Origin of the sequence: Xenorhabdus stockiae, from assembly GCF_002632825.1 — a bacterium.
GTDB lineage: Bacteria > Pseudomonadota > Gammaproteobacteria > Enterobacterales > Enterobacteriaceae > Xenorhabdus > Xenorhabdus stockiae.
In genome coordinates this window covers 59,169-84,643 of sequence record NZ_NJAJ01000013.1, presented here as the reverse complement: position 1 = coordinate 84,643, position 25,475 = coordinate 59,169, and the positions used below count along the sequence as shown (strand labels likewise).

At 42.8% G+C, this 25,475-nt stretch carries 24 protein-coding genes and 2 tRNA genes; 11 read left to right on the top strand and 15 right to left on the bottom strand.

All coding sequences use genetic code 11. The features are described from left to right. Window positions 1–9 precede the first annotated feature (9 nt). Window positions 10–1,548: a murein biosynthesis integral membrane protein MurJ gene (gene murJ / locus Xsto_RS08530; RefSeq protein ID WP_099124772.1), complete on the bottom strand. Its 1,539-nt coding sequence runs from the start codon at window positions 1,546–1,548 to the stop codon at window positions 10–12. A gap of 195 nt (window positions 1,549–1,743) precedes the next feature. Then, entirely contained in the window at window positions 1,744–2,316 is a 573-nt protein-coding gene (rimJ, locus tag Xsto_RS08525) for a ribosomal protein S5-alanine N-acetyltransferase (protein ID WP_099110178.1), read from the bottom strand. Window positions 2,317–2,491: 175 nt separating this feature from the next. On the opposite strand from rimJ, the gene mdtH reads away from it, so the two are divergent. Both mdtH and Xsto_RS08515 read left to right on the top strand, forming a co-directional pair. Beyond that, entirely contained in the window at window positions 2,492–3,697 is a 1,206-nt protein-coding gene (gene mdtH, locus Xsto_RS08520; RefSeq protein WP_099110179.1) for a multidrug efflux MFS transporter MdtH, read from the top strand. A gap of 54 nt (window positions 3,698–3,751) precedes the next feature. Beyond that, window positions 3,752–4,315 (top strand): lipoprotein, encoded by a 564-nt coding sequence (locus tag Xsto_RS08515; protein WP_099110180.1) that lies wholly within the window; start codon window positions 3,752–3,754, stop codon window positions 4,313–4,315. A gap of 99 nt (window positions 4,316–4,414) precedes the next feature. Here Xsto_RS08515 and Xsto_RS08510 read toward each other — a convergent pair whose 3' ends face one another. The 3 genes from Xsto_RS08510 to Xsto_RS08500 all read right to left on the bottom strand — a co-directional run bounded on the left by Xsto_RS08510 (window position 4,415) and on the right by Xsto_RS08500 (window position 7,415). Continuing rightward, window positions 4,415–4,957 (bottom strand): TorD/DmsD family molecular chaperone, encoded by a 543-nt coding sequence (locus tag Xsto_RS08510; protein ID WP_099124794.1) that lies wholly within the window; start codon window positions 4,955–4,957, stop codon window positions 4,415–4,417. Between the two features lie 88 nt (window positions 4,958–5,045). Continuing rightward, window positions 5,046–5,987, bottom strand: coding sequence for a glyoxylate/hydroxypyruvate reductase GhrA (gene ghrA / locus Xsto_RS08505; RefSeq protein ID WP_099124771.1), 942 nt, complete (start codon window positions 5,985–5,987; stop codon window positions 5,046–5,048). A 183-nt stretch (window positions 5,988–6,170) separates the two neighbouring features. Then, window positions 6,171–7,415, bottom strand: coding sequence for an MFS transporter (locus Xsto_RS08500; RefSeq protein ID WP_211284299.1), 1,245 nt, complete (start codon window positions 7,413–7,415; stop codon window positions 6,171–6,173). Between the two features lie 193 nt (window positions 7,416–7,608). Here Xsto_RS08500 and Xsto_RS08495 point away from each other — a divergent pair, with 193 nt between their 5' ends. The 3 genes from Xsto_RS08495 to Xsto_RS08485 all read left to right on the top strand — a co-directional run bounded on the left by Xsto_RS08495 (window position 7,609) and on the right by Xsto_RS08485 (window position 8,617). Then, entirely contained in the window at window positions 7,609–8,196 is a 588-nt protein-coding gene (locus Xsto_RS08495; RefSeq protein ID WP_099124770.1) for a TetR/AcrR family transcriptional regulator, read from the top strand. Window positions 8,197–8,406: 210 nt separating this feature from the next. Beyond that, window positions 8,407–8,496 (top strand) — tRNA-Ser (locus Xsto_RS08490). 31 nt (window positions 8,497–8,527) lie between these two features. Further along, window positions 8,528–8,617: transfer RNA gene (locus tag Xsto_RS08485), tRNA-Ser, on the top strand. Window positions 8,618–8,715: 98 nt separating this feature from the next. Here Xsto_RS08485 and Xsto_RS08480 read toward each other — a convergent pair. The 4 genes from Xsto_RS08480 to Xsto_RS08465 form a co-directional block, all read right to left on the bottom strand. Next, window positions 8,716–9,234, bottom strand: a complete 519-nt coding sequence (locus Xsto_RS08480; RefSeq protein WP_099111185.1) for a DUF6622 family protein — start codon at window positions 9,232–9,234, stop codon at window positions 8,716–8,718. A 94-nt stretch (window positions 9,235–9,328) separates the two neighbouring features. Further along, window positions 9,329–9,703 carry a VOC family protein gene (locus Xsto_RS08475; protein WP_099111186.1) on the bottom strand — a complete coding sequence of 125 codons (375 nt, stop codon included), beginning with the start codon at window positions 9,701–9,703 and terminating at the stop codon, window positions 9,329–9,331. Window positions 9,704–9,795: 92 nt separating this feature from the next. Continuing rightward, a complete protein-coding gene (locus tag Xsto_RS08470) occupies window positions 9,796–10,227 on the bottom strand; it encodes an SRPBCC family protein (protein ID WP_099124769.1) in 432 nt (143 codons plus the stop codon). Between the two features lie 88 nt (window positions 10,228–10,315). Then, complete coding sequence (locus Xsto_RS08465; RefSeq protein WP_099124792.1) at window positions 10,316–11,002, bottom strand: helix-turn-helix transcriptional regulator; 687 nt, start codon at window positions 11,000–11,002, stop codon at window positions 10,316–10,318. 624 nt (window positions 11,003–11,626) lie between these two features. On the opposite strand from Xsto_RS08465, the gene Xsto_RS08455 reads away from it, so the two are divergent. Then, entirely contained in the window at window positions 11,627–12,250 is a 624-nt protein-coding gene (locus Xsto_RS08455; RefSeq protein WP_099124768.1) for a CDP-alcohol phosphatidyltransferase family protein, read from the top strand. 9 nt (window positions 12,251–12,259) lie between these two features. Then, window positions 12,260–14,029 carry a bifunctional alpha/beta hydrolase/class I SAM-dependent methyltransferase gene (locus Xsto_RS08450; RefSeq protein ID WP_099111189.1) on the top strand — a complete coding sequence of 590 codons (1,770 nt, stop codon included), beginning with the start codon at window positions 12,260–12,262 and terminating at the stop codon, window positions 14,027–14,029. Between the two features lie 75 nt (window positions 14,030–14,104). Here the strand turns inward: Xsto_RS08450 and Xsto_RS08445 are convergent, their stop codons facing one another. After that, complete coding sequence (locus tag Xsto_RS08445; protein WP_099124767.1) at window positions 14,105–15,127, bottom strand: zinc metalloprotease; 1,023 nt, start codon at window positions 15,125–15,127, stop codon at window positions 14,105–14,107. 555 nt (window positions 15,128–15,682) lie between these two features. Here Xsto_RS08445 and dauA point away from each other — a divergent pair. After that, entirely contained in the window at window positions 15,683–17,425 is a 1,743-nt protein-coding gene (gene dauA / locus Xsto_RS08440) for a C4-dicarboxylic acid transporter DauA (protein ID WP_099124766.1), read from the top strand. Between the two features lie 197 nt (window positions 17,426–17,622). Here dauA and kdsA read toward each other — a convergent pair whose 3' ends face one another. The 5 genes from kdsA to hemA all read right to left on the bottom strand — a co-directional run bounded on the left by kdsA (window position 17,623) and on the right by hemA (window position 22,641). Next, window positions 17,623–18,477 carry a 3-deoxy-8-phosphooctulonate synthase gene (gene kdsA, locus Xsto_RS08435; protein WP_099111192.1) on the bottom strand — a complete coding sequence of 285 codons (855 nt, stop codon included), beginning with the start codon at window positions 18,475–18,477 and terminating at the stop codon, window positions 17,623–17,625. A 105-nt stretch (window positions 18,478–18,582) separates the two neighbouring features. After that, on the bottom strand, window positions 18,583–19,398 hold the full coding sequence (gene sirB1 / locus Xsto_RS08430; RefSeq protein ID WP_099111193.1) for an invasion regulator SirB1: 816 nt from the start codon (window positions 19,396–19,398) through the stop codon (window positions 18,583–18,585). Beyond that, window positions 19,382–20,269, bottom strand: coding sequence for a peptide chain release factor N(5)-glutamine methyltransferase (prmC, locus tag Xsto_RS08425; RefSeq protein WP_099124765.1), 888 nt, complete (start codon window positions 20,267–20,269; stop codon window positions 19,382–19,384). Before prmC ends, sirB1 begins: the two co-directional genes overlap by 17 nt. Continuing rightward, window positions 20,269–21,351 carry a peptide chain release factor 1 gene (gene prfA, locus Xsto_RS08420; protein WP_099124764.1) on the bottom strand — a complete coding sequence of 361 codons (1,083 nt, stop codon included), beginning with the start codon at window positions 21,349–21,351 and terminating at the stop codon, window positions 20,269–20,271. Before prfA ends, prmC begins: the two co-directional genes overlap by 1 nt. A gap of 30 nt (window positions 21,352–21,381) precedes the next feature. Then, complete coding sequence (gene hemA / locus Xsto_RS08415; protein ID WP_099124763.1) at window positions 21,382–22,641, bottom strand: glutamyl-tRNA reductase; 1,260 nt, start codon at window positions 22,639–22,641, stop codon at window positions 21,382–21,384. Between the two features lie 244 nt (window positions 22,642–22,885). On the opposite strand from hemA, the gene lolB reads away from it, so the two are divergent. The 3 genes from lolB (at window position 22,886) to prs (ending at window position 25,417) form a co-directional block, all read left to right on the top strand. Beyond that, window positions 22,886–23,503, top strand: a complete 618-nt coding sequence (gene lolB / locus Xsto_RS08410; protein WP_099124762.1) for a lipoprotein insertase outer membrane protein LolB — start codon at window positions 22,886–22,888, stop codon at window positions 23,501–23,503. After that, entirely contained in the window at window positions 23,503–24,372 is an 870-nt protein-coding gene (gene ispE, locus Xsto_RS08405) for a 4-(cytidine 5'-diphospho)-2-C-methyl-D-erythritol kinase (RefSeq protein WP_099111198.1), read from the top strand. The genes lolB and ispE overlap by 1 nt, the downstream gene beginning before the upstream one ends. A gap of 97 nt (window positions 24,373–24,469) precedes the next feature. After that, window positions 24,470–25,417: a ribose-phosphate diphosphokinase gene (prs, locus tag Xsto_RS08400; protein WP_141554498.1), complete on the top strand. Its 948-nt coding sequence runs from the start codon at window positions 24,470–24,472 to the stop codon at window positions 25,415–25,417. Window positions 25,418–25,475 lie beyond the last annotated feature (58 nt).

Here is a 25,475-nt window from a genome sequence, read left to right as displayed (position 1 = left end):
ATTAAATAATCACTGTAATCCCCGATGTGCGAAATCCTTTAACCGGAATCCCAACAAAGCTAATGCGGCAAAATAGCTGCCTGCCCCGGCAACCACAACGCCCATCAATCTCAACAAACGCATTGCCATATTGCCCTGTTCCCAGTTCGGCATGAGCCATAGCATCGCCAGCAGAACGCCAACCATAACTACAATTGCCACCAGCAATTTAAGCAAGAATATTCCCCATCCTGCTAATGGTTTAAATATCTCACGCTTACGCAATTGCCAGTACAGCATCACTGCATTGAAACAGGCGGCTAAACCAATGGAAAGGGCTAATCCTGCATGTTTCAGAGGCCCGATAAAAGCAAGGTTCATTAGCTGAGTTAAAATCAAGGTTGCAATCGCAATCTTGACCGGTGTTTTAATATCCTGACGGGAATAAAAACCGGGAGCCAAAACCTTAACAACGATCAACCCCATTAAGCCAAAGCAATAGGCGATTAATGCCCGTTGTGTCATGGCTGCATCAAAAGCAGAAAAATTACCATACTGAAACAGTGATACTGTTAATGGTTCAGCCAAAATCCCCAATGCCACAGCACAAGGCAATGCCAGCAAAAAGCAAAGGCGTAGCCCCCAATCCATCAGTTTCCGGTATTCATCATGATTTCCACTGGAAAAACTTTTCGCCAGAGATGGCAATAAAATCGTTCCCAATGCGACCCCTAAGACACCAGAAGGTAATTCCATTAATCGATCAGCGTAATACATCCATGAAACAGAGCCGGAAACCAGAAATGAAGCAAAAATCGTATTGATAATCAAAGAAATCTGGCTGACTGATACTCCGAGAATAGCCGGTCCCATCTGGCGAATAACACGCCATACACCGCTATCACGGAAAGAAACCCGAGGCAGCACTAACATACCTATTTTTTTCAGATGAGGGAGCTGGTAAGCCAGTTGCAAAATACCACCAGCAACCACAGCCCATCCTAGCGCCATCACGGGAGGATTACAGTAAGGTGCCACGAACAACGCAAAGAAGATCATGCTGACATTAAGCAAAGTTGGTGCAAAAGCAGGTACTGAAAAACGGTTCCATGTATTCAGAATTGCCCCTGCCAAAGATGCCGAAGATATTAAGAAAATATAAGGGAATGTGATTCTGAGTAAATCACGGGTCAACGTAAACTTATCCGGTGTATCAACAAAGCCCGGCGCGGTTACATAAATAACCCACGGCGCAGCAATTATCCCAATTACGGTAACAATCGCTAAGATTAATGTCAGCATACCGGACACATAAGCGATAAAAGTTCGTGTTGCTTCATCCCCCTGCTGATTTTTATATTCGGCAAGAATGGGAACAAAAGCCTGTGAAAAAGCCCCCTCAGCAAAAATACGACGTAATAGGTTAGGTAACTTGAACGCAACAAAGAAGGCGTCTGTTGCTACGCCGGCCCCAAATATACGGGCAATAATAGCATCACGGATGAAACCCAGAACGCGGGAAAACATCGTCATTGAACTGACGGCTGCCAGTGATTTTAGTAAGTTCATGATATTGTTTAATAAGTATATTTCTATGAAATGAGCGTGAAAGCGTAAAGCAACGTCATCAGATATGCTTAAAATGGAACCGAATATGATCCGATGAGATAGCACTGATAGGCAAAGTTTAACAGACAAAAACCCTACCTACATTGGCTATCTCCTTTTTATTAATTATTTTTAACCCTGTATGCTCTTTCCCGTTCACCAATCATTGTTGGTCAATGCCGTCAGAACATGATCCTGCCAGACACCATCTATCATTAAGTATTTTTTTGCATAACCTTCCTGCTCAAAATTCAGTTTCTTAAGCAAATTTCCACTTCGTTGGTTATGCGGCATATAGTTAGCCATGATCCGGTGCATTTTCTGGTGATTTTGCATATAACGAAGAGCCGGTTGCAATGCTTCATACATAAGCCCCTGCCCTTGCAATTTTTCCGCCAGCGAATAACCCAAATAACAGGAGTGAAATGCACCACGTACAACATTGGTAAAATTTGCCACACCTAAAATTTCGTTCTCATTAGGATCCAACAACACAAAATTAAATGTCGCATTTTGCCGTTGTAATTCCGCAACATAACTTAGCTTATTCGTCCAACCAGAAGGTTGGTAAAAACTCCGATCTCTTATCGGCTCCCACGGTTTAAGAAAATCTTTATTTTCTGAATAATATTCAGCCAAACGATAAGCATCACGCTCATATACCAGACGGACGATCATCCTGTCCGTAATAAAACGAACTTTAGGCGATGTAGACCGATAACCAAACATGCCCTCTCCCGATATTTATTTTAAAAAGATTCTGAATAATTTATAGCTAATAAAAGCCAATATCATTGTTTTACGATAAAAAAATATCATATATAAATCCTCTATCTTAAAAATAGAATTGCGTACAAAATGATAGAAATTTCATTTTTATTTTCTCATATATTGATGGTGCGAAATGTCATTGGTTTCACAGGCCCGTAGTTTAGGTAAATATTTTTTATTACTTGATAACATATTGGTTGTTCTGGGATTTTTCGTTGTTTTTCCATTAATTTCGATCCGTTTCGTCGAGCAAATGGGTTGGGCAGCCGTCATTGTCGGGCTCGCTCTGGGGACTCGACAGTTTGTTCAGCAAGGGCTGGGCATTTTTGGTGGTGCCATTGCTGATAAATTTGGTGCCAAGCCGATGATTGTCTGCGGTATGTTACTGCGCGCATTAGGCTTCGCTTTGATGGCAATAGCTTCTGAACCGTGGATATTAATCTTTTCCTGTATTTTATCTGGTTTGGGCGGAACATTGTTCGATCCACCACGAGCGGCGCTGGTTATTAAACTAACCCGTCCACATGAACGCGGTCGTTTCTATTCACTATTATTAATGCAAGACAGCGCAGGCGCTGTAATTGGTGCACTGATAGGAAGTTGGTTATTACAATACAATTTCAATATGGTGTGCTGGATAGGTGCCGGGATTTTTGTTCTGGCAGCCATTGCAAATGCCTGGTTACTACCTGCATATCGTATCTCGACAATCCGCACCCCCATCAAAGAAGGTATGATGCGGGTCATTAAAGATCGCCGCTTCTTTTATTATGTACTGACCCTGACAGGGTATTTTATTTTATCAGTACAAGTGATGCTGATGTTCCCGATTATTATCCATGAAATGTCCGGCAGCCACACAGCTGTAAAATGGATGTATGCTATCGAAGCGGTTATTTCCCTGACATTGCTTTACCCTATCGCCCGGTGGAGTGAAAAACATTTCCGCATGGAACAGCGCCTGATGATAGGCTTATTTTTAATGAGCCTTTGCATGTTTCCTATCGGCTGGATTAACCAATTGCACCTGCTTTTTGCCCTTATTGCCCTGTTTTACTTGGGAACTGTTACGGCAGAGCCTGCCCGGGAAACCCTCAGCGCCGGTCTGGCAGACCCAAGAGCTCGTGGCAGTTATATGGGATTCAGTCGATTAGGGCTGGCGCTAGGTGGCGTATTGGGCTATACCGGTGGCGGCTGGCTTTACGATACCGGTCATGCTTTGAATATGCCTCAATTGCCGTGGGTTTTATTAGGATTGATCGGCTTATTCACCATTTATGCTCTTCATCGCCAATTTAATCAGAAAAAAATCGAACCAGTAACCATTAGTAGACATTAACAATATGAATAATGGTGTAGAATCTGCCCAGCAAAAATAAATATAGGAGCCGGCATGAAAAAGTTTTTATTAGGGGCAGCGTTAGTACTGATTGGTTTACTCAGTGGTTGCGGTCAGTTTAAAGATCTCAGCATCAGTGAAGGCTTGCTCAATGATTATTTATTAAAAAAAGTGCATTATCAGAAAGAAATTGGGATTGCTGGCATAGCAAATTTCAATGTTTCTCTGGGAAATTTAAGTAGTCAGATAGGCCGTCAGGATCCGGAAAAAATCATCCTGACCAGCAAGGGAAAAGTTGAAATTTCAACATTATTTGGTTCAACACAAGCAGATATGACATTGGCTATCAGGGCCAAGCCTGTATTTGATGCAGAGAAAGGGGCGATTTTTGTCAAAGGGCTGGAAATTATCGATTATCAGACTACCCCAGAAAAAGTAGCTGGACCGATCAAGGCATTGATTCCTTATCTGAATACCTCGTTAACTGAGTTTTTTGATACTCATCCGGTTTATGTTCTTAATCCGGAAAAAAGCAAGTCCGAAGCAGCAGCGGCAAAATTCGCTAAGGGACTGGAAATTAAGCCGGGAAAACTGGTGATTGGTTTAACTGATAAATAATTTTTATTGCCATTGAAATAATAAGGGCAAATTATTCATAAATAATTTGCCCTTATTTTATCGATAATCAATCCACTTAGCCTCGGCTAAGTGACAACGTCACTCCGCTTCCAGCTCCTCACGTAGTGCCTGTAATGCTTCACGGGTAATCATAGCCAGAGTCCGATAAAAACCACTGACAGCATGAGCTTCAACTTTTCCAAGGAACTGCCCACACCACGGCAATAAATATTCATCGAATAATGTTATCTGAGCCTGAACTTCATCTTCTGCCGCCTGATCTTCCAACCATGACGCAGCCAGTAATAAAGAGCCAAACTGATCGGCTGCTGTATCAGATAATGGCATACCCCGCTCGCTCAGGAACTGACGCACTTCATTTTCTGTTCCATCAGTATAATCAGAGCGGCAAATGGCAACTTTAGCCGACTGCCCGACAAACAACGCCTGATAGTCTGATTCTATTAGAGATAAATCGCTATTTTGTTGTAGGCGAACCAATAACTCATCCTGTTCTAAAGGCCATGCCTGCTTTAATTTACCTTCAGCAATCATGTTCATCAGAGGCTGTAACATAGGATCTTGCGGTGCGCGGTTAAATAGGGTGCCTAAAATGCGGCAGACAATCGAAAATTCATTCATGACTTCATTAAATCCCAATAATTTAAAATAACGACTCATTCAAATGGCGTTATTTTGCTAATCATCCGCCATGCTGTAAAGCAGCTTATTAATAGCCAAGCGATATATCCACAAGGCCAGTTGGTGTTTGTCCCTGCTCCATCCGACGAATATTATTACAAATGGCATCCATAGCCTGTTCCGGAATGGTGTTTGCAGCAATATGCGGCGTAATAGTGATACGGGGATGAGTCCAAAATGGGTGCATATTTGACAGCGGCTCTTCAGCGAAGACATCAAGTGTTGCGCCGGCAACATATCCTTTATCAATGGCAGTCAGTAAATCCTGTTCAACAAGATGAGAACCTCTCGCTATGTTGATGATATATGAACCTTCTTTTAATTGACTAAATGCCGAAAAGTTTAACACACCACGGGTTTCAGACGTGCTGGGAAGTAAGTTAATTAATACCTTACAGTCAGAAAGGAACTCTCCAAATTGCTCTTCACCATAAAAATTTTCAACGCCGGTAAGTTGTTTTGGAGTCCGACTCCAACACCGTACCGTAAAATTAAACTCTGTTAATTTCTCAATCACACAGCGCCCTAAAACCCCGGCACCCAGTACACCGATAACAAATTCTTTTCGATCGTGAGGAGATAATGGCTGCCAAATGCGCTGCTCCTGATTACGTTTATACTCGTCCATTCGCCGGAAATAATGTAACACCGCACTCACTGCATACTCCTGCATCTGATACCCCATCCCCGTATCTTCGAGGCGGATTAACGGGACATTAGCTGGCAAAGCTCCGGGGTTTTCCAACTCTTTCTGGAGAATAGAATCAACACCTGCACCCAGAGAAAATATTCCCTTAAGATCTGAGCGCTCAGTCAACATTTCATAGGGAGGATGCCAAACGAGAGCATAGTCTGCGGGAGCGTTATCACCCTTAGCCCACTTTCTCACTTTAGCATCAGGTAAACGTTCAGTTATTCCTTGAACCCACTTATCGGCATCAGACGCAGGACTAAAAAAAATGATATTCATATAATCTTATCCCTTTTTATTTTTTAATAGATTAAAACTATTGCCGAAAGGTGAAATGTCAAGAAAAACATAGCTGAATGTCGTCCATTCGCTCATCAATATCTACTATTTAATTGAATTAAATCAATTTATATTCCTGCTGATTTTCGTGTACTGAGAATTATTTAAGCAGCAATGCTATGTTTATGGTCTTTTCAGCATTGCAGTAAGTGACGCGCTACCCGCCACACAGATGGCCCCCAAAAGAAGCATGACGACAAACACAGATAGTAATATGCCAAAGTGAGATATTTCTGCCGCAATTAATGGCCCGATACTGGCCCCAATAAATAGAATGAATCCATTAAGCGCCATTCCAGCACCTCGATTGGGCGCTGATAGCGAACCAAACTGCGTAATCATCGCAGGAATAGCAAGGGCGATACCAATAACAAAAACCAGACTACCAATGGCAATGCCAGTCAGGGATTGTGACAATATAGCTTCCAGTGACAACCCGATAGCAGCAGTAATATAACCAATGATGGCAATTGCAGGCATACTGACTCTGCGAGCTAATACACCCACCAACAGTGCCGCAAACATACCCGGTAATCCAATTAAGCGCAGTAAAATTACTTTATCCGGCGTCAGTCCCAACTCCCATAAATGGGGGCCTAATGCTATATACATGGCGACAAATGATAACAACAGCGTAATATGCGCGCATGACAGAAGTAAAACTGCCGGGCGAACAATAATTCTTCCCAATGCGATAAAGCGGTGCCCAAGATGCCCTTCGGTAACAAAACGTTTCGATTCTTTGACCACGATAATAAACAGTGGGATCATCGCCATCAGAAATACTCCCGTCACTAGAAAGACTTCGTTCCAATTCCATCGTAGAGCTATCCAAGCTGCTAAAACCTGCCCAAAAATGCCTGCCACAAGAAACGACGTGGACATAGTTCCAATTGCGGTAGCACGATAACGCTCTGGTACTGTTTCAGCTAGATATGCCAACGCTATGGGGGCAAAGCTAGATGCTGCCAGCCCCTGAATCACCCGCAGACTGGCCAACCATGATAGTGACGGAGCAAACGAACATGCGAGGGTAGCAACCGATATTGCCATCAATCCCCATAACATCACAACGCGACGACCATACTGATCCGATATTGGTCCCCAAATCAGGAATCCTATGGCATAAGCCAAACTAAAACTTGTGGCAAGCGCAAATGTAACTTCTTCCGAATCTACCGAACTAAAATTCTGACTGACAGGCGCGAGCAAAGGGATCGCCAAATAAAGCTGAGTTAAGACAAACAATGCTATTACCGCCAACAACATAACCACACCGGTACCTACTACATAGGTTTGTTCGGATGAAACGGTTTGGTTGTTTATATTGCCAGCAGCCTCTTTTATATGGTCTATCTGATTATTCATAATCTACAGCCTCCGATCCTGATAATGCTGATGGGATATCCACCCCGCCAAAGCTGGGAATAGTGTGGAATACCTGAGCCACACCTGTTAATTAGTATCGAGTGTGTCACCACTCAATTTCCAACTAAAACGTTGGAATTTATTATAGTATGATTTTTGTAATGGCAACAACTGATTAATAGGAAAGCAAATTATGGCTTGGGATACAGAGGCAACAAAGCGCAGGATTTTAGAAGCGGCAGTAAAAGAATTTGCCTACCTTGGACCCGATGGCACTACTATCGATAAGATTGCTAAATTGGCCGGAGTAAATAAAGAACGTATTTACAATTACTTTGGTGATAAACGGGCATTATTTTCAACTGTGCTACGCAGTGAATTAGCCAGAGTTGCTCAAGAAGTACCGGTTAAGCCTTTCACAATTGAGGAACTTGCTGAATATGCTGGTAAAGCCTACGATTATCACCGCGAACATCCTGAATTAAGCCGGCTTATGCGTTGGGAAGGGCTTATTTTCGATGGTGAAGTGCCGGACGAGGAGCAACGACGCGAATACTATAGTTCCAAGGTTCAGGCTGTCGCTGATGGACAGCAACAGGGTTCAATCACACAGACTCTGGCTCCCGACCATCTGGCATTCTTGATATTGTCCCTAGCCGGATGGTGGTCAGCAGTCCCTCAGGTAGCACGTATGCTCACTGGCTCAGATAGCCAGCAAGAACATGCAAGACGTCGGGCTTCTGTTGTTGAAGCTGCCCGGCGCTTAGCATCAGTACCCTAAATTACAAAAAACTATCAGAGCCTTGATTAAAAACAACTGCAAAAGTGCTATAAATGCTTATCACGTATGCAAATTGTTTTTTATTTGTCTAATCAATCAAAAAGCACGAAAAAATCGTGATAAGCCTGTTGACGCCTGCGCTGCTTTTCCCTATAGTAGCGCCCCGTTGCAGCGAGGAATACAAACAAAATCGCTGAAATGACAAAATATGGTGAGGTGTCCGAGTGGTTGAAGGAGCACGCCTGGAAAGTGTGTATACGCGAAAGTGTATCGAGGGTTCGAATCCCTCCCTCACCGCCATATTTTGTAATCAACTGAAAAATTAGAAAACGGTGAGGTGTCCGAGTGGTTGAAGGAGCACGCCTGGAAAGTGTGTATACGTGAAAACGTATCGAGGGTTCGAATCCCTCCCTCACCGCCATTATTTAATATCAGTTGAATAACTTATAAAGATATGATGCCTCGTTAAAATAACGGGGCTTTTTGATTTTATCCTGGTTAAAACTCCCCCTTTTATTCTTATTCAACTCTTCGTTTCTGCCGATCCTTATAATAAGGAATGTAGAGATTCAGTGTTCCACCCCAGAAAATACCATCTAACAAACCACTGGCAAAACCAAATAATAAATTGAAGCTAAAAGAGTGTGTTAGCGCTGGATGTATTGCTGCCGAGGCGGAAATAATGAATTTAACGCAAAATATAATCAGGATAAAAATCAAGGTCAAAGGAGTACCTGAACGGATAATCAAATCGCTGTCAGGCTTTTTTCTTAAGCGGGGCTGAGTACTCCATAATTTCCAGCCTATTGCAATACCTGCCAATATCCCCACAACAAGCGCTAATAATGCCGAAGCCTGAAAAACCGTTTCATGTAGTACAACATAAACTGCCCAGATAAAAAACACGATTGGCAATAAAAATAGACGACTCACCGTCATTTCCCTGTCATCTAATGCTTTAATGCCACGGAGAACCAAAAAAACAAATAAGATCCAAACCCATACCGGTGTATCTTTGATAATCATCAGGATTGACATATCTTTCCTCACTGAGTCCTATTACTTTTAAAAGAGCCTAACCATATAGACTCTTATTATAATTGTTCCTCAATGGGCTTTCTATTTTGTCATCTTAATCCAATAAACAAACGCGAATCATATGACCGTCAGGATCTTCAATAACAAACGTCCGGCCAAATACTTCAGTATGAGGCTCCTGTAATACTTTAACTTTTAGTTCCTGTTGCCATTTTACAAATAATTTATCTATATCTTCGCTATTTGGTAACATGATGCCAATTTCGGAAAATCGGGGAGTATTTAAATCAGGTTTCGTACCCCCAGACCAAATGGAAAATAAAGCTTCAGCACCAGCAGAAAATGCAACGTAACGTTGGCCAGCAAAAACCGGTTCAGAATTAAATATTTTTGTATAAAAGGATGTCGAACGCTCTATATCAGAAACATAGACAAGCTGAAGATTAGGTTTAGCAGTTATTGTTTCCATATTAACCTCATATTAATTTTATCAAAATTTTTATTTGTATTTAAATAAGAGACTGATGTAATTCAATTTTCCCTGATCAATATTTTTCATATTTAATAGGTTTCAACAGTAGCTTTCAGCCTTAATACTGTTTCAACTAAATCATGTGTGACTTGTTTAAAGAAATTCTGAACCTGAATAGCAGGCACATTCGAATCAGGCATAAGTGATACTGTTGCCTTAATCAGATATTCCATATTGCTTTCACGTGGGATAATTTGATGAGAAAAAAGTAAAGTTCCTATATGCGGAAGACTAACCTGATCAGTGAATTCTTTATTGATTTCAATATTTGAAAGGTAAAATCGAATTTCTGGCTTTCCCCTTAACATCATTCTGCCGTATTGACCGGTTTTTACCTCACCTTCAAACTGCAAAGACTCAAGATCAGTTTCCCATTTCTTCCTTAACTCAAAATCAACATAATGAGCCCAAATATGCGATGGTTCAGCTTTTACCGGGATAGAAAAAGACAGAACTAACATGAAATACCTCCAACTATTGTCTGTGCGGCTTAGAATAGTTGTAAGGTATCAACACTGAGTGACAGTTTCTGTCAGTAGCCTGACTTAATCAGTGAGGTATTTTCTTAAATTCTCTCCACTCTTTCAGTAAGGATTGCCTTGATCGGGGGTAACACTGTTTTTCAACATGCAGACTCAAGATTCTGTCAGACCGAAAATGGCGGAATTCTCCACGTAATTCACACCAACCAATCACAATACTGATATTTTCAAAATACCCTAATGCGAATGGCCAGATAGTTCTTTCGGAATCCTGTTCTTTCAAGTCCCGGTAAGTCAAAGTCACTTTACGTCTGGCACGAATTGCTTGCCGGATTGATGAAATATCGATCACGGGCTGAGTAGCGGCCGCAGCAGGCCCAACTAACAAAGAACTGCTCTCCAGAAGTTGCTTCAATTCTGTTGGGATAACCGCTGCAATTTTATTGACAACACCCTTTGCCGCTTCCCTCAATTGTGGATCTGCACGTTTCGCCACCCAATTGGCACCTAATGCCAGCGCTTCGATTTCATTCTGGGTAAACATCAAAGGCGGCAATACAAAACCGGGCCTTAAGACATACCCCACCCCCGGTTCCCCCTCAATAATCGCTCCCTGCTCCTGTAAAGTGGCAATATCCCGATAAAGCGTTCTTAAGCTAATATTCATCTTCTGGGCTAATACTTTTCCCTGCACAGGAAAATGATAGCTACGTAATATTTCAATCAAAGATAACAGACGCTGTGCTCTGGACAATGTTCCATCCTCATCCAATTTATTTATTCATTAAATCATAGGATAACTACTGAAGTGGACTCAAATGAATCTGAAGGGATCTTGGTAAATATATACGCCGAGAGATCCATAAAATAGCCCGTTTTTATAACGCCCGACAAGCTGTATACCAATAGAAATACCCTCATCACTCCAGCCAAGTGGCAGTGAAATAGCTAGCTGACCAGAAATATTGAAAGGATAGGCAAACACTGAATCTGTCCATGTGGCGGTGAAACAGTAAACCTAATGTGTAATTTTCCCGTATCACGCTCTGACAGTTCTAACCATGGTAAATCCGGGGTCGGAGGTGTGTAAGGCTCATCCGGAAGTACTCCTGCCAAAGCATCCGAATAAGCCGCCGTATCTCTGACAGAGCGTGTACAACAAAGAAAATAGGTACCACCATACCAGTAGTCACCATAATAGTGATACTTAAACTGGTTTTGGTGACTTATACACGGCAGGGAATAATGGTGATTACTCACTGAAAAGTAACCTGGAAAATGAATAGCATATCAGTATGTTTTTCTACACATAATATTTGACATCACATGGTACATTAATAACACTGATATTTTTACCTCTAACGGATCTAGGGAAATAATGACTATATATGATCTAAAACCCCGTTTTCAGAACCTGTTACGGCCTATCGTCATTCGTCTTCATCATCTGGGATATACAGCCAATCAAGTCACATTATCCGCTCTGTTTTTATCACTTTTTATCGGTTTATTATTAAGTTTATTTCCCACACCTTCCCTATACTGGATACTTCCTGTTTTTCTATTTATTCGTATGGCACTGAATGCAATTGATGGAATGCTGGCGCGGGAACATAACCAAAAATCTCATTTAGGTGCTATTTATAATGAGTTAGGAGATATTATTTCTGATGTTGCCCTCTATCTTCCCTTCTGTTTTTTACCCGGTGTCAGCAATATCAGTTTACTGATTATTCTATTTCTTACCATTTTGACTGAGTTTATTGGTGTATTAGCACAAACCATCGGCGCATCACGACGCTATGATGGCCCAATGGGAAAAAGTGATCGCGCTTTTGTTTTTGGCACTTATGGGTTGATTATTGCCATTTTTCCTTCGGCTTTAAATTGGAGTAGTTACCTGTTTCCTTTTATCGCTATCTTACTTGTAATGACTTGCTATCAGCGGGTTGTCAAAGCCCTGTACGAGATCAGGCAAATTGAACAATCCCAATCCAGATAAGGCCCCATAATGACACAGCTATTCAAACAACGTATTGCTGAAGAACACTACTTCACTACATCTGATGATGTATCTCTGTTTTATCGTCACTGGCCACAGCAACAAATCAAAGCAGAAAAAGCGATTATTATTTTTCACCGTGGTCATGAACACTCCGGACGCGTTCAGCATATTGTTGATGAACTCAATCTGCCTGATTTTGCTGTCTTTGCGTGGGATGCCCGTGGTCATGGTCAGACAAAAGGAGCACGTGGCTATAGTCCGTCAGTCGGCACATCAATTCGTGATGTAGATGAATTTGTCCGGTTTATTGCCGCTAAATATGATATTGCGATGGAAAATATCGTAGTGATTGGTCAGAGTGTCGGCGCTGTATTAGTGTCCGCTTGGGTACATGATTATGCGCCGAAAATCCGGGCGATGATCCTTGCTGCTCCGGCTTTTGATATTAAATTATATATTCCTTTCGCTACGCAGGGATTGCAGTTGATGCAGAAGATTCGCGGAATTTTCTTCGTCAATTCCTATGTAAAAGCGAAATTTTTAACTCACGATGAAACCCGTATTGCGTCTTATAATAACGATCCACTGATTACCCGTGAGATTGCAGTCAATATCTTGCTGGAGCTTTATCAAACCTCAGAACGTGTCGTTAAAGATGCCGCCGCGATCACACTTCCTACTCAATTATTCATTTCAGGCAGTGATTATGTTGTGAATTCAAAACCACAGCACCAGTTCTACCAGCAATTAAGTAGCCCAATAAAAGAGAAACATGTCATGGCAGGTTTCTATCACGATACGCTGGGTGAAAAAGATCGACACCTTATTTTTGATAAGATCCGGCTTTTTCTGGAACGTATTTTTGCTATTCCACGTTACCAGCATAACTATGAGCAACAAGATATCTGGAGCTACTCCGCCGATGAGTTTCGTGCACTCAGTACCTCTCTTCCTCATTTCAGTGCCAAAAACCTCGCTTATAAATTAATGCGTAAGGCCATGAAAAGTCACTTAGGTAAGGCTTCAGAAGGAATACGGCTGGGTCTTACAACAGGATTTGATTCGGGTTCTACACTGGATTATATCTACCGTGATCAGCCACAAGGTCAGGGAATTTGGGGGAGACTGCTGGATAAACACTACCTGAACAGCATTGGCTGGCGTGGTATACGGCAACGTAAAATTCATATCGAAACGCTGATCCGACAGGCCATTCGTTGTTTGCATGAACAAAAAATGCCAGTACATATTGTGGATATTGCTGCCGGGCATGGGCGCTATGTTCTCGATGCCATCAATGAGTTCAGTAAAGTTGATTCTGTTTTATTGAGAGATTATAGCGATATTAATGTACGTCAGGGGCAGGCTTATATTGAAGAACGCCATTTGTCAGAAAAGATTCAGTTTGTTATCGGAAATGCTTTTGATGCTGATAGCATAGCCTCAATAACACCCGCGCCAACACTGGGAATTGTTTCAGGCCTCTACGAATTATTTTCTGATAATAATCTGGTCAGAAATTCCCTACACGGGCTTGCTGAAGCTATTACAGAAAATGGTTATCTGATATATACCAGCCAGCCGTGGCATCCGCAGCTTGAAATTATTGCTCGTGTTCTTTCAAGCCACCGAGAAAATGAACCGTGGATCATGCGACGTCGCACACAAGGTGAAATGGATGCATTGGTGGAAGCGGCCGGATTTGAGAAGTTATACCAGTTAACAGATAACTGGGGTATCTTTTCCGTTTCAATTGCTAAGCGTGTTTATCGTTGAAAATAATATGAGCCAGTATTCACTGGCTCATATTATTTTATTAAAAATTTTCATAATGATAAATTAAGACCTTCGTTAATTTAATATAGACATAATTGGCACTATCATTTTTGCTACAGGGTAAACTCCATGATAATTACATTCATCATTTTTTTTACTAGAAGATATTTTGGCATTATTTTGAATCTGTCTTGGAAGACAAATCATAGAAACCTGGTTTTCCACCAATCTTCTTTCCTCACTAGATACAACAATATTATTAAAGTTTAAGTCTTCACCAATTTGGTTATGCAAACTTAGTAGAAAAGCCACTGAACTTATAAGCATTATCGGTACATGATGCTGATTGGTAACCGAATATTCGACGTATTGATGCCTTCTAGAATGTCCCGGACTCGTATCTGTAACAGTGTTTCTTCTTCCACGAATTAAATCTTCAGGATGTACTAATCCTAGAGCATGACCAATCTCATGAAGTAGAATTGTATATGTATGAAGCTCTGCATACTCTCTAAAAGAATGATCGAGCCCCATAGTTTCTATCCAGGTAGTGAAAAGTAAAGAAGATACTTCGATTTCTGGTGCCATATATATTCCTGATGACGTAATACCATAATCAAATCGATCTTCTTCGTATTGTCTCGAATAAGGAAAAATCGTGAACGCTTCTAAATCCCCCAAGTAATAGTCACTATGACTGGTATCTAACATAGTGGGCAACATAGTTTGTACCACGAAATTTGAAGGCCCCCCAACATGCCCTTCAGCAATAGTGAAATGTACACCTAATACATTATTCCAATAATTTACAGCGCGGCGCATAAGTGGTGCTATATAAATATCAACATGCCCCTCCGGCGGATAAATGTAACGTATAAATAAAAGAGGATCAGGCAATATATATCGCATTACACTGCCATACCCTACTACAGGATTATAAGGATTACGATCCAAATCATAAAATAATCCGACAACAGAGGATCTTATATCATTTTCAGATAACGGGTTATCATCCATATCATCTGCTGCTATGCCAGATAATGATGAAAATGATAATACTATGACTATTAAAATAAATATTTTATTTATTAAGCCCATAAAACACTCCTCCTACCATTATCAAACAATTACTTCAATCCATAAAGAATTTTTTAAATTTAACCATTATAAAAATATAATTAACCTGTTATTAAGCTAAAAGTCTCTTATATTAATAAGTCACTCACATATAATGGCCAGTCTTATAGCGTTCGCCATTAATACTTTTGTACTGATACAGGAAATTTGAACAACTTATTGATTTATAATTTTTTATTCACTAACCTTGATCGTTACCAAAAATAGTAATTACATATAAAAATAGTACCTCATGTTGCTATCTGTCAATAAATCTACATTTAAAAATTCATCATCTCTGATTTCAAAACAATATCATCAAAAACAGCATTCGTTTGATTTTTATTTATTCAACGCTAACCTATCAGGTAACTTTTTGACGTATAACACCTTTATTAGGTAACTAAAGCGATATCCTTATCCCTGTTTCTTATTTCAATCCACTATACACAATGGACTTCAAGATACATCGCGGCGGCAAGCAACTTGAATGACAAAGTGTATAAATGGATCTTTTATTCTTAGGTCTTACATGAAATGAATACTAAAAAAATCAATGGAATACGGATTTTTAGCGCATTTATTGACGCTTGCTGGAAAGAATCTTACTCTTTCTCCCGTTTTATCAAAGATATCATTGCTGGTATCACTGTGGGTATTATCGCTATTCCTCTGGCAATGGCTCTGGCTATAGGGAGTGGAGTGGCACCACAGTATGGTCTTTATACCGCAGCAATCGCCGGTATCGTTATCGCCATTACCGGCGGTTCACGTTATAGCGTATCCGGGCCGACTGCCGCCTTTGTCGTCATTCTCTATCCGGTATCACAACAATTTGGCCTGAGTGGCCTATTGATAGCGACACTCATGTCCGGTGTTATCCTGATTGTTATGGGTCTGGCTCGTCTGGGTCGCCTTATCGAATACATTCCGCTTTCTGTAACCCTTGGGTTCACTTCCGGCATTGCTATCACGATTGCCACCATGCAGATACAAAATTTCTTTGGCTTGCAAATCAGCGAAGTTCCGGAAAACTATATCGATAAAGTCATTACTCTCTCTCAGGCAATTCCTTCATTTCATTTTAGTGACACAATTATTGGCTTGACTACCCTTCTGATATTAATTTTCTGGCCCAAACTGGGATTAAAGTTACCCGGGCATTTACCCGCTTTAGCTGCCGGAACGGCTGTTATGGGAATAATGCATCTACTGGGGCATGATGTAGCCACTATCGGCTCTTCATTCAGTTATACGCTGGAGGATGGAACACAAGGTCAGGGCATTCCGCCAATCCTGCCACAGTTTGTATTGCCGTGGAATTTACCGAATTCTCCTTCTTTCGATATTAACTGGAATACGATTTCCGCATTAATGCCTGCTGCATTTTCAATGGCTATGTTAGGCGCGATTGAATCTTTACTGTGTGCAGTCATTCTTGATGGTATGACAGGAAAAAAACATCATTCCAATAGTGAGTTGGTCGGGCAAGGCTTAGGCAATATTGCTGCACCCTTCTTTGGTGGTATCACAGCCACCGCCGCTATTGCCCGCTCTGCAGCTAATGTGCGAGCCGGAGCAACCTCCCCTGTCGCCACAGTGATTCACTCTTTATTGGTGTTATTAACTTTACTGTTTCTGGCCCCCATGCTTTCGTACTTACCGTTAGCTGCAATGTCCGCTATTTTACTGATTGTGGCCTGGAATATGAGTGAAGCCCATAAAGTGGTGGATTTAATTCGCCATGCTCCCAGAGATGACATTATTGTGATGCTGCTATGCATGTCATTGACCGTTCTGTTTGATATGGTGATCGCAATTACTGTAGGCATCGTTCTGGCATCACTACTGTTTATGCGTAAAATCGCCAATATGACCCGTATCAGCACTTCTGCCATAACAGATGCTGAGAAAGGATTCTTGGTTGTTCGGATTAACGGGCCACTTTTCTTTGCAGCTGCGGAGCGCATTTTTACTGAATTAAAAGAAGAAAGTGCTGAATATCAAAACATCATTATGCAGTGGGATGCGGTTCCTGTACTGGATGCAGGCGGGTTACATGCTTTTCAGAGTTTTGTTCGCGAGATGGCTAAAGAGTCGAAACAGGTTGTTGTCTGTGATATCCCCTTCCAACCTTTGAAAACACTGGCAAGAGCTAAAGTCACACCCATTGCAGGGCAACTCAGTTTTTATGCGACTTTACCTAAGGCATTAAAAGAGATGAAAGTGGAATATCCACCTGAAATTTGTGTCTCACTGGATAAAGCCTCCCATCAATAATTAAAATATGCGGTTACAAGGTATACCCTTCGTCTTTCAAGTTGCCTCTTTGTTGGCTGCGCTCACTCACCCCGGTCACATAGTTATCTATGCTCCCGGGGATGAACTCCCTTGCCGCCGCGATGCAACTTGAAATCCATTGGGTATATATTTATCTGCAACCGCAATTTCAGCAATACATCCGACCAGCTCAAGAATTATTTACTGGTATCCAGCTCAGGAAAGCTTTTCACTACATCATCAATGGCTTTCATCTGCATCAGGAATGCTTCCAGTTTTGCCAGTGGCAGTGCAGATGGGCCGTCACATTTTGCATTTTCCGGGTCTGGATGTGCTTCGAGGAATAAACCTGCGATACCCACAGCCATTCCCGCACGAGCCAGTTCAGCAACCTGCCCGCGGCGTCCGCCGGAAGCTGCACCGAATGGATCACGGCACTGTAAAGCATGAGTCACATCGAAAATGATCGGTGAACCGTTGGTTGCCTGTTGCATCACACCAAAGCCCAGCATATCTACAACCAGATTGTCATAACCGAAGTTGCTGCCACGGTCACACAAAATCACCTGATCATTACCGCCTTCTTTGAATTTCTCGACGATATTGCCCATTTGCCCCGGGCTGACAAACTGGGGTTTTTTAACATTAATCACTGCACCCGTTTTCGCCATCGCTTCCACCAGATCGGTCTGGCGAGCAAGAAAAGCAGGAAGTTGGATAACATCAACCACTTCAGCTACAGGTTGCGCTTGCGCGGGTTCGTGTACATCAGTAATAATTTTTACGCCGAAGGTTTGTTTCAGCTCCTGAAAAATTTTCATTCCCTCTTCAAGGCCCGGGCCACGGTAAGAACGGATAGAAGAGCGGTTAGCCTTATCAAAAGAGGCTTTAAAAACATAAGGAATGCCCAGTTTTTGTGTCACCGTGACATAGTGTTCACAAATCTTCATGGCCAAATCCCGTGATTCCAGGACATTCATGCCACCAAACAACACAAATGGCAGATCATTTGCGACCCTGATATCACCAATATTAACCACTTTCTGTTGCATGCTTATACCTTCTGTTGTTAAGGGTAAAAAATTTTAATAAAACACCAAATCAGGTGTGAGTAACTCTGCCACCATCCGCTTAATACCTGACTACCAATGCGGTAGTCAGTGCAGCACTATGGTTCGGCGTTCTCTATCTATAGAATTAATCTGCATTTTTATCATCTCTGAGATAGGGTCTTCAGGACAATGTTCTACAAAGTAACTCAGATCTGAAACCGCAATATGATCACAGTCAAGCTGGGCATAAATAAGCCCACGATCACGGATTTCATACGGGTCATCCGGATCAAACATCAACACCACTTCACTGGCTTTGAGTGCCAGTTCCATCTTTTTTTCTTCCATCAGAGAAACTTTGATCGTATCAGTGATTTTGCGTACTAAGCTGCTGTTATCGGCTTCCTGTAAATCTTTCTTTTCCAGCCGGACAGTCGGGCCAATGTTACCTTTCAGCCAGACATCAAGGATATGTTCATTAAGCGTTTCCCCATTCATGGGGTTAATAAACCAGGCAGGTTGATCAGGCAAATCAATACGTAATATCAACTGGGTCGGAAATATTACCGGCGTTATAGGAATATCCAACATCTGAGCGATATGCACAAATAGCGCACCCAGTGCAACCGGTGCACCCTGACGGGAAACAATTACACTATCCAGCCATAGAGTATCCGATAGACAGTACACCCCATTTGCTCCACCAAACTTCCACTCCTGATAAAAAAGTGTCAGTAATGATTGCAGTTTTTCTTTATGGCCATTGATTGAAAAAAGTGCCTGCTGTGCTTCTTCGACTAACGCAGTTAACTGCTCTGACACTAATGCCTGAGGGAAATCAGGGCGAATAGCCTTTGATACCAGAATAATACCGTCAATCAGGGGAGCATCATTGAATTCATAATTAGTTATGGGTTTCATTTTTATTCCATCGACCTACCGTGATACGTTCATTACCACCATAATCCTGAAAAGTCGCTATCTGATGATAACCCTTCTCTAAAAACAGGTTCCTGACAACTGCTCCCTGTTTCCAGCCATGCTCCAATAACAGCCATCCATTCGGTAATAGAAAATGGCGGGCCTGTTCCACGATTGCCTGTAAATCCGCCAAACCATTTTGTGCGGCAATCAATGCAGTGGCCGGTTCAAACCTAACATCCCCTTCTTTCAGGTGAGGGTCATTCTCATCTATATACGGGGGATTACTGACAATCATATCAAATTGTCTGTCACCCACTGCAGAAAACCACTCACTTTGTAAAAAATTCACATTGTGAATGGCTTCTTGTCCATTGACTTTTCCAATATTGATCTTTTCAACATTGTTTTTTGCCAGTATGACTGCTTCAGGATTAATATCGACCCCCGTGACATGGCAATTACGCCTTTCAGTTGCCAGTGCCAGAGCGATCGCGCCCGTTCCCGTGCCAAGATCGAGGATTTGTGCCGGCGTTTCCGGCAACAATTCAAGCGCTTTTTCCACCAGACACTCCGTGTCAGGTCGCGGGATCAGGGTTGCGGGTGAGACTGCGAGTGGTAATGACCAGAACTCTTTCTCACCGACAATATAAGCGATTGGTTCACCTTTCAGTCGGCGAGCCAGTAAGCCATCAAGCTGAAGGGATTCTTCTCCTGAAATGGACGTTTCACTAAATGCTATCAGGTAGGTACGGGAGCGACCTGTCACATGCCCCAACAGGATCTCCGCCTCTCGCTTAGGGCTGCTACCAGCAGGCAAATTATCAGATAACTGAGCCGCTGCGTATTGCAGCCAATGTTGATAGTTCATTAATCCTGCTCTGACAGTGCAGATAACTGGTCAGCCTGATATTCGGTAATGATTGGCTGGATCAACATATCCAGTTTGCCTTCCATGACTTCATCAAGGCGGTATAGCGTCAGGTTGATGCGGTGGTCAGTCACTCGCCCTTGCGGGAAGTTATAAGTCCGGTTGCGATCTGAACGGTCACCGGAACCAAGCAGGTTGCGGCGCTCAGAGGCTTCAGCTTCCTGACGCTTCTGCATTTCAGCAGCACGAATACGGGCACCCAGCACAGATAATGCTTTAGCTTTATTTTTATGTTGCGAACGTTCGTCCTGACATTCCACCACAATTCCGGTAGGAATATGGGTAATTCGGATCGCGGAGTCGGTGGTATTAACGTGCTGACCACCCGCACCGGAAGAACGGAAGGTATCAATTTTCAGGTCTGCTGAGCTGATTTCCGGCAATTCAGCTTCCGGGATTTCCGGCAATACCGCTACTGTACAGGCTGAAGTATGGATACGACCCTGAGATTCTGTTTCCGGCACACGTTGAACACGATGACCGCCTGATTCAAATTTCAAATGCCCGTAAACCTGCTCACCAGAAACTTTCGCGATAACCTCTTTATAACCGCCATGTTCCCCTTCGTTGGCACTCATAATCTCTACTTTCCAACGACGAGATTCGGCATAACGGCTATACATGCGGAACAGATCTCCGGCAAATATTGCCGCTTCATCACCACCGGTTCCCGCACGAACTTCGAGAAAACAGTTGCGCTCATCATCCGGATCTTTTGGTAACAGCAATAACTGGAGTTGCTGCTCCAACTCTTCATTACGAATTTTTGCGTCCTTGAGTTCTTCCTGCGCCATTTCCCTCATTTCAGGATCATCAAGCATCATCTCGGCTGTCTGTAAATCATCCTGAATTGTTTTCCAGGATTTGAAACAGCTAGTTACATCGGTAAGTTGAGCATATTCCTTTGATAATGCACGGAAACGCTCTTGATCAGCGATCACTTCGGCATCACCGAGGTGAGCCAGTACTTCTTCATGGCGTTCTTGCAATGCTTCCAGTTTAGCGACAATAGAAGGCTTCATTCGTAATATCAGACCTTATTTAGAATAGGGTTATGGATCCAGCCCAAGGCCGTCCCGCAGGAGATTCAGGCGTTCTAAATCGCCGTCACTGGCAGCCTTTTGGAGTGATTTAGTTGGTGTATGGATCAGACGATTCGTCAATTGGTGAGTTAACTGGTTGATGACCTGTTCTGCGTCAGCACCCTGTTGTATGGACATTAATGCTTTTGCAGTCATCTCAGCCCTGATTTTTTCTGCCTGTTCCCGATATTCGCGAATTGTATTAACTGCGCCCTGCGAACGCAACCAATCCATAAAATGAGTGCTCTCTTGTTGTACAATTCCTTCAGCAATCACCGCCGCTGCTTTACGTTGCGCAAGATTTTGCTGAATAATGGCCTGTAAATCATCAACACTGTACAAATAGGCGTCACTCAATTTCTCAACATCCGGCTCGATATCTCGGGGAACAGCAATATCAATCAGCAGCATGGGTTGATTACGGCGTAATTTTAGTGCCCGTTCGACCATTCCTTTACCAATAATCGGTAAAGGGCTGGCTGTAGAACTGATGACGATATCTGCTTCTGCCAGTCGGGTATCAATTTCCGACAGGGATATCACTTCCGCATTCACCTCATTCGCCAGCGTATACGCACGCTCTTTTGTGCGATTGGCAATCATAAGATGGTTAACCCGGTGCTCTTTAAGATGACGGGCGACAAGCTCAATCGTTTCCCCGGCTCCTACCAGCAGAATATTTAACTGGGAAAGCGACTCAAAGATTTGCCGCGCAAGCGTACAGGCAGCAAAAGCGACAGAAACCGCATTCGCCCCAATTTCTGTTTCAGTTCTGACCCGTTTAGCAACAGAAAATGATTTCTGGAACAGGCGCTCTAATTCCCCTGATAAGGATTGATAGCTCTGCGATTCAGAAAAGGCTTTTTTCACCTGACCTAAAATTTGAGGTTCACCAAGCACCAGTGAATCCAGTCCGCTGGCAACCCTCATTAAATGGCTGACAGCATCACTCCCCAGATGCCAGTAAAGGCTCGTGTTGAGTTCATCGTGGCTTAACTGGTGATATTCGCATAACCAATTGATGAGTTGCTCTTTCAGGTTGTCCTGCTGTTCAACGCTGAGATACAGTTCAGTACGATTACAGGTTGACAGCACAACCCCGCCTCTCACCAGCGGCTGCTGGAGCAGGTTATCAAGTGCAAGCCCTATCGTATCGGGAGAAAAGGCTACCCGTTCACGCAAAGAAACAGGCGCTGTTTTGTGATTTATACCGAGTGCTAATAAAGTCATCTTAACTGCGTTGAGTTATCTGGCATTGGCTCATAACAATATTAATAATCATTCTCATAAACCTACACCTTTCGTAAGGACTCTCATTGGTTGAGCATTCTACTTGATGCAACAGTTCAATAAAAGTCAATCAAACAGTTCGGCTATAATTATTCGGGAAATTTTAACGAAACTTCGCTAAATTACCTCCTTGATTATAGACTTTGATTGCACATTATTCGCTATCACACCATTGGGCTACCCTATGAAAATACCATCATTTTTTCGTTTACTCCCCCTCTCCGCTGTTCTGCTGACGGCTTGTACCGTTACACAGGCACCAGACGGAACAGGGTCAATGAGCTCCCCGCAATGGAATGATCGCAAAGCACAATTGCAAAATTTGACTCATTATCAAACCCGGGGATCTTTCGCTTATCTGGCAAATGAAAAGAAAGTGTATGCCCGTTTTTTCTGGCAACAATATGCGGCAAATAACTACAAGCTACTTCTGCTAAATCCATTAGGAACAACTGAACTGGAATTATCTGTTCAGCCTAATATCACCCAGATTACGGACAATGAAGGGAAAAAATATATCAGTAATAATCCGGAAGAACTGATTTATAAGCTTACCAATATGAATATTCCTTTGGATAATCTGAAAAGCTGGATTATCGGCCTGCCCGGCAATGCCCGCGATTTTCAGCTGGATAAAAACTATCTGCTTAAATCGGTAAGCGATAAAGAAAATGGTGAAATCTGGCAGGTAAATTATCAGGGATACGATACGTCAATGACTCCCGCCTTACCAAACCGGCTGGAACTGACCCAAGGTAAAAACCGTATTAAACTGAAAATGGATAACTGGACTACCCAATAATGACTTTAACCTGGCCTTCTCCGGCAAAATTAAATTTATTTTTGTATATCACCGGACGCCGTTCTGATGGCTATCATGAACTACAAACACTGTTTCAGTTTCTGGATTATGGTGATGAAATAACCATCACTCCCCGTCAGGATAATCAGATCCGCCTGCTGACACCCGTTAAAGGCGTGCCAAATGACGATAATCTGATCGTCCGGGCTGCGCGGTTATTACAAGAGCACGCTGAAAAGCAGTCAATCGGCACCCAATACCGGGGCGCAGATATCCACATTCATAAACGTTTGCCCATGGGTGGCGGTCTGGGTGGCGGTTCTTCCAATGCAGCCACGGTACTGATTGCCCTGAACTATCACTGGCAGACAAACCTGTCGGATGATGAACTGGCACAACTTGGCGTCACTCTCGGCGCAGACGTTCCTGTCTTCGTTAAAGGGCACGCAGCTTTTGCCGAAGGCATCGGTGAAAAATTGCAACCAGCCTCACCTGAAGAGAAATGGTTTCTGGTTGCTCACCCCGGAATTGAGATCCCGACCCCAAAAATATTCACAGATCCTGAATTAAAAAGAAATTCTCCGATCCGCACTTTACCCGCATTATTACAGGCACCATTCAAAAATGATTGTGAGCCAATCGCAAGAAAACGTTTCCGTAAGGTTGAACAGCTTCTTTCATGGCTGTTAGAATACACTCCGTCACGCCTGACCGGGACAGGTGCATGTGTTTTCGGCGAGTTCGAATCAGAAGCATCGGCCCGTAAGGTGTTAAATCAAGCCCCAGAGTGGATGCAGGGCTTTGTTGCGCGTGGCGTTAACATTTCACCATTGCATACATTTCGCTGCAAACAAACAGCTCTGGGATAAACATGTTATTGAACCAATGGATCGTTGTTTTGCTTTAATGAGTAGCGGTTTGATTGGTCAACAATATCTCTCTGGACGCAAGCCTGAGGTTTTTCTCGTGCCCGATATGAAGCTTTTTGCTGGTAATGCCACCCCTGAACTAGCACAACGTGTTGCCAACCGTCTGTACACAAGCCTGGGAGACGCTGCTGTCGGTCGTTTCAGCGACGGTGAAGTCAGTGTTCAAATCAATGAAAATGTACGCGGTGGCGATGTATTCATCATCCAGTCCACTTGTGCACCAACCAACGATAACCTGATGGAATTGGTCGTTATGGTCGATGCGCTGCGTCGCGCTTCTGCCGGACGTATTACTGCGGTAATTCCTTACTTTGGTTATGCGCGTCAGGATCGTCGTGTTCGTTCAGCGCGTGTGCCTATCACTGCCAAAGTCGTTGCGGACTTTTTGTCCAGCGTTGGTGTAGACCGTGTTCTCACGGTTGACCTGCACGCCGAGCAGATCCAAGGCTTCTTTGATGTTCCGGTTGATAATGTATTTGGTAGCCCAATCCTTCTGGAAGATATGCTCCAGAAAGGGCTGGAAAACCCGATTGTTGTTTCTCCAGACATTGGTGGTGTTGTTCGCGCCCGTGCTATTGCTAAGCTGCTGAATGATACTGACATGGCTATTATTGATAAGCGCCGCCCACGTGCGAACGTTTCTCAAGTTATGCACATCATTGGTGATGTTGCAGGCCGTGACTGCATTCTGGTTGATGACATGATCGACACAGGTGGCACGCTGTGTAAAGCCGCTGAAGCCCTGAAAGAGCGCGGAGCGAAACGGGTATTTGCTTATGCGACACACCCAATCTTCTCTGGTAATGCTGTAGAAAACATCAAGAACTCAGTGATAGATGAATTTATTGTCTGTGACACAATTCCTCTGTCTGATGAGGTCAAGGCGTTGAACAAAGTTCGTACTCTGACACTGTCTGGCATGCTCGCTGAAGCAATCCGCCGTATCAGCAATGAAGAGTCAATCTCTGCAATGTTTGAACACTAAGATATAAGCCAGTGCAGATTTTGAGCACAAACTTATACAAGTGATTAAATAAATCATC

Coding starts and splice junctions, on each gene's coding strand:
- rimJ (WP_099110178.1), bottom strand. CDS start 2,316: ATGTTTGGTTATCGGTCTACATCGCCTAAAGTTCGTTTTATTACGGAC.
- Xsto_RS08445 (WP_099124767.1), bottom strand. CDS start 15,127: ATGGGCTTAATAAATAAAATATTTATTTTAATAGTCATAGTATTATCA.
- prmC (WP_099124765.1), bottom strand. CDS start 20,269: ATGAACTATCAACATTGGCTGCAATACGCAGCGGCTCAGTTATCTGAT.
- Xsto_RS08500 (WP_211284299.1), bottom strand. CDS start 7,415: ATGAATAATCAGATAGACCATATAAAAGAGGCTGCTGGCAATATAAAC.
- Xsto_RS08475 (WP_099111186.1), bottom strand. CDS start 9,703: ATGGAAACAATAACTGCTAAACCTAATCTTCAGCTTGTCTATGTTTCT.
- mdtH (WP_099110179.1), top strand. CDS start 2,492: ATGTCATTGGTTTCACAGGCCCGTAGTTTAGGTAAATATTTTTTATTA.
- Xsto_RS08480 (WP_099111185.1), bottom strand. CDS start 9,234: ATGTCAATCCTGATGATTATCAAAGATACACCGGTATGGGTTTGGATC.
- prfA (WP_099124764.1), bottom strand. CDS start 21,351: ATGAAGCCTTCTATTGTCGCTAAACTGGAAGCATTGCAAGAACGCCAT.
- Xsto_RS08510 (WP_099124794.1), bottom strand. CDS start 4,957: ATGAATGAATTTTCGATTGTCTGCCGCATTTTAGGCACCCTATTTAAC.
- Xsto_RS08450 (WP_099111189.1), top strand. CDS start 12,260: ATGACACAGCTATTCAAACAACGTATTGCTGAAGAACACTACTTCACT.
- Xsto_RS08495 (WP_099124770.1), top strand. CDS start 7,609: ATGGCTTGGGATACAGAGGCAACAAAGCGCAGGATTTTAGAAGCGGCA.
- Xsto_RS08470 (WP_099124769.1), bottom strand. CDS start 10,227: ATGTTAGTTCTGTCTTTTTCTATCCCGGTAAAAGCTGAACCATCGCAT.
- Xsto_RS08515 (WP_099110180.1), top strand. CDS start 3,752: ATGAAAAAGTTTTTATTAGGGGCAGCGTTAGTACTGATTGGTTTACTC.
- dauA (WP_099124766.1), top strand. CDS start 15,683: ATGAATACTAAAAAAATCAATGGAATACGGATTTTTAGCGCATTTATT.
- murJ (WP_099124772.1), bottom strand. CDS start 1,548: ATGAACTTACTAAAATCACTGGCAGCCGTCAGTTCAATGACGATGTTT.
- sirB1 (WP_099111193.1), bottom strand. CDS start 19,398: ATGAAACCCATAACTAATTATGAATTCAATGATGCTCCCCTGATTGAC.
- kdsA (WP_099111192.1), bottom strand. CDS start 18,477: ATGCAACAGAAAGTGGTTAATATTGGTGATATCAGGGTCGCAAATGAT.
- Xsto_RS08455 (WP_099124768.1), top strand. CDS start 11,627: ATGACTATATATGATCTAAAACCCCGTTTTCAGAACCTGTTACGGCCT.
- lolB (WP_099124762.1), top strand. CDS start 22,886: ATGAAAATACCATCATTTTTTCGTTTACTCCCCCTCTCCGCTGTTCTG.
- ghrA (WP_099124771.1), bottom strand. CDS start 5,987: ATGAATATCATTTTTTTTAGTCCTGCGTCTGATGCCGATAAGTGGGTT.
- hemA (WP_099124763.1), bottom strand. CDS start 22,641: ATGACTTTATTAGCACTCGGTATAAATCACAAAACAGCGCCTGTTTCT.
- ispE (WP_099111198.1), top strand. CDS start 23,503: ATGACTTTAACCTGGCCTTCTCCGGCAAAATTAAATTTATTTTTGTAT.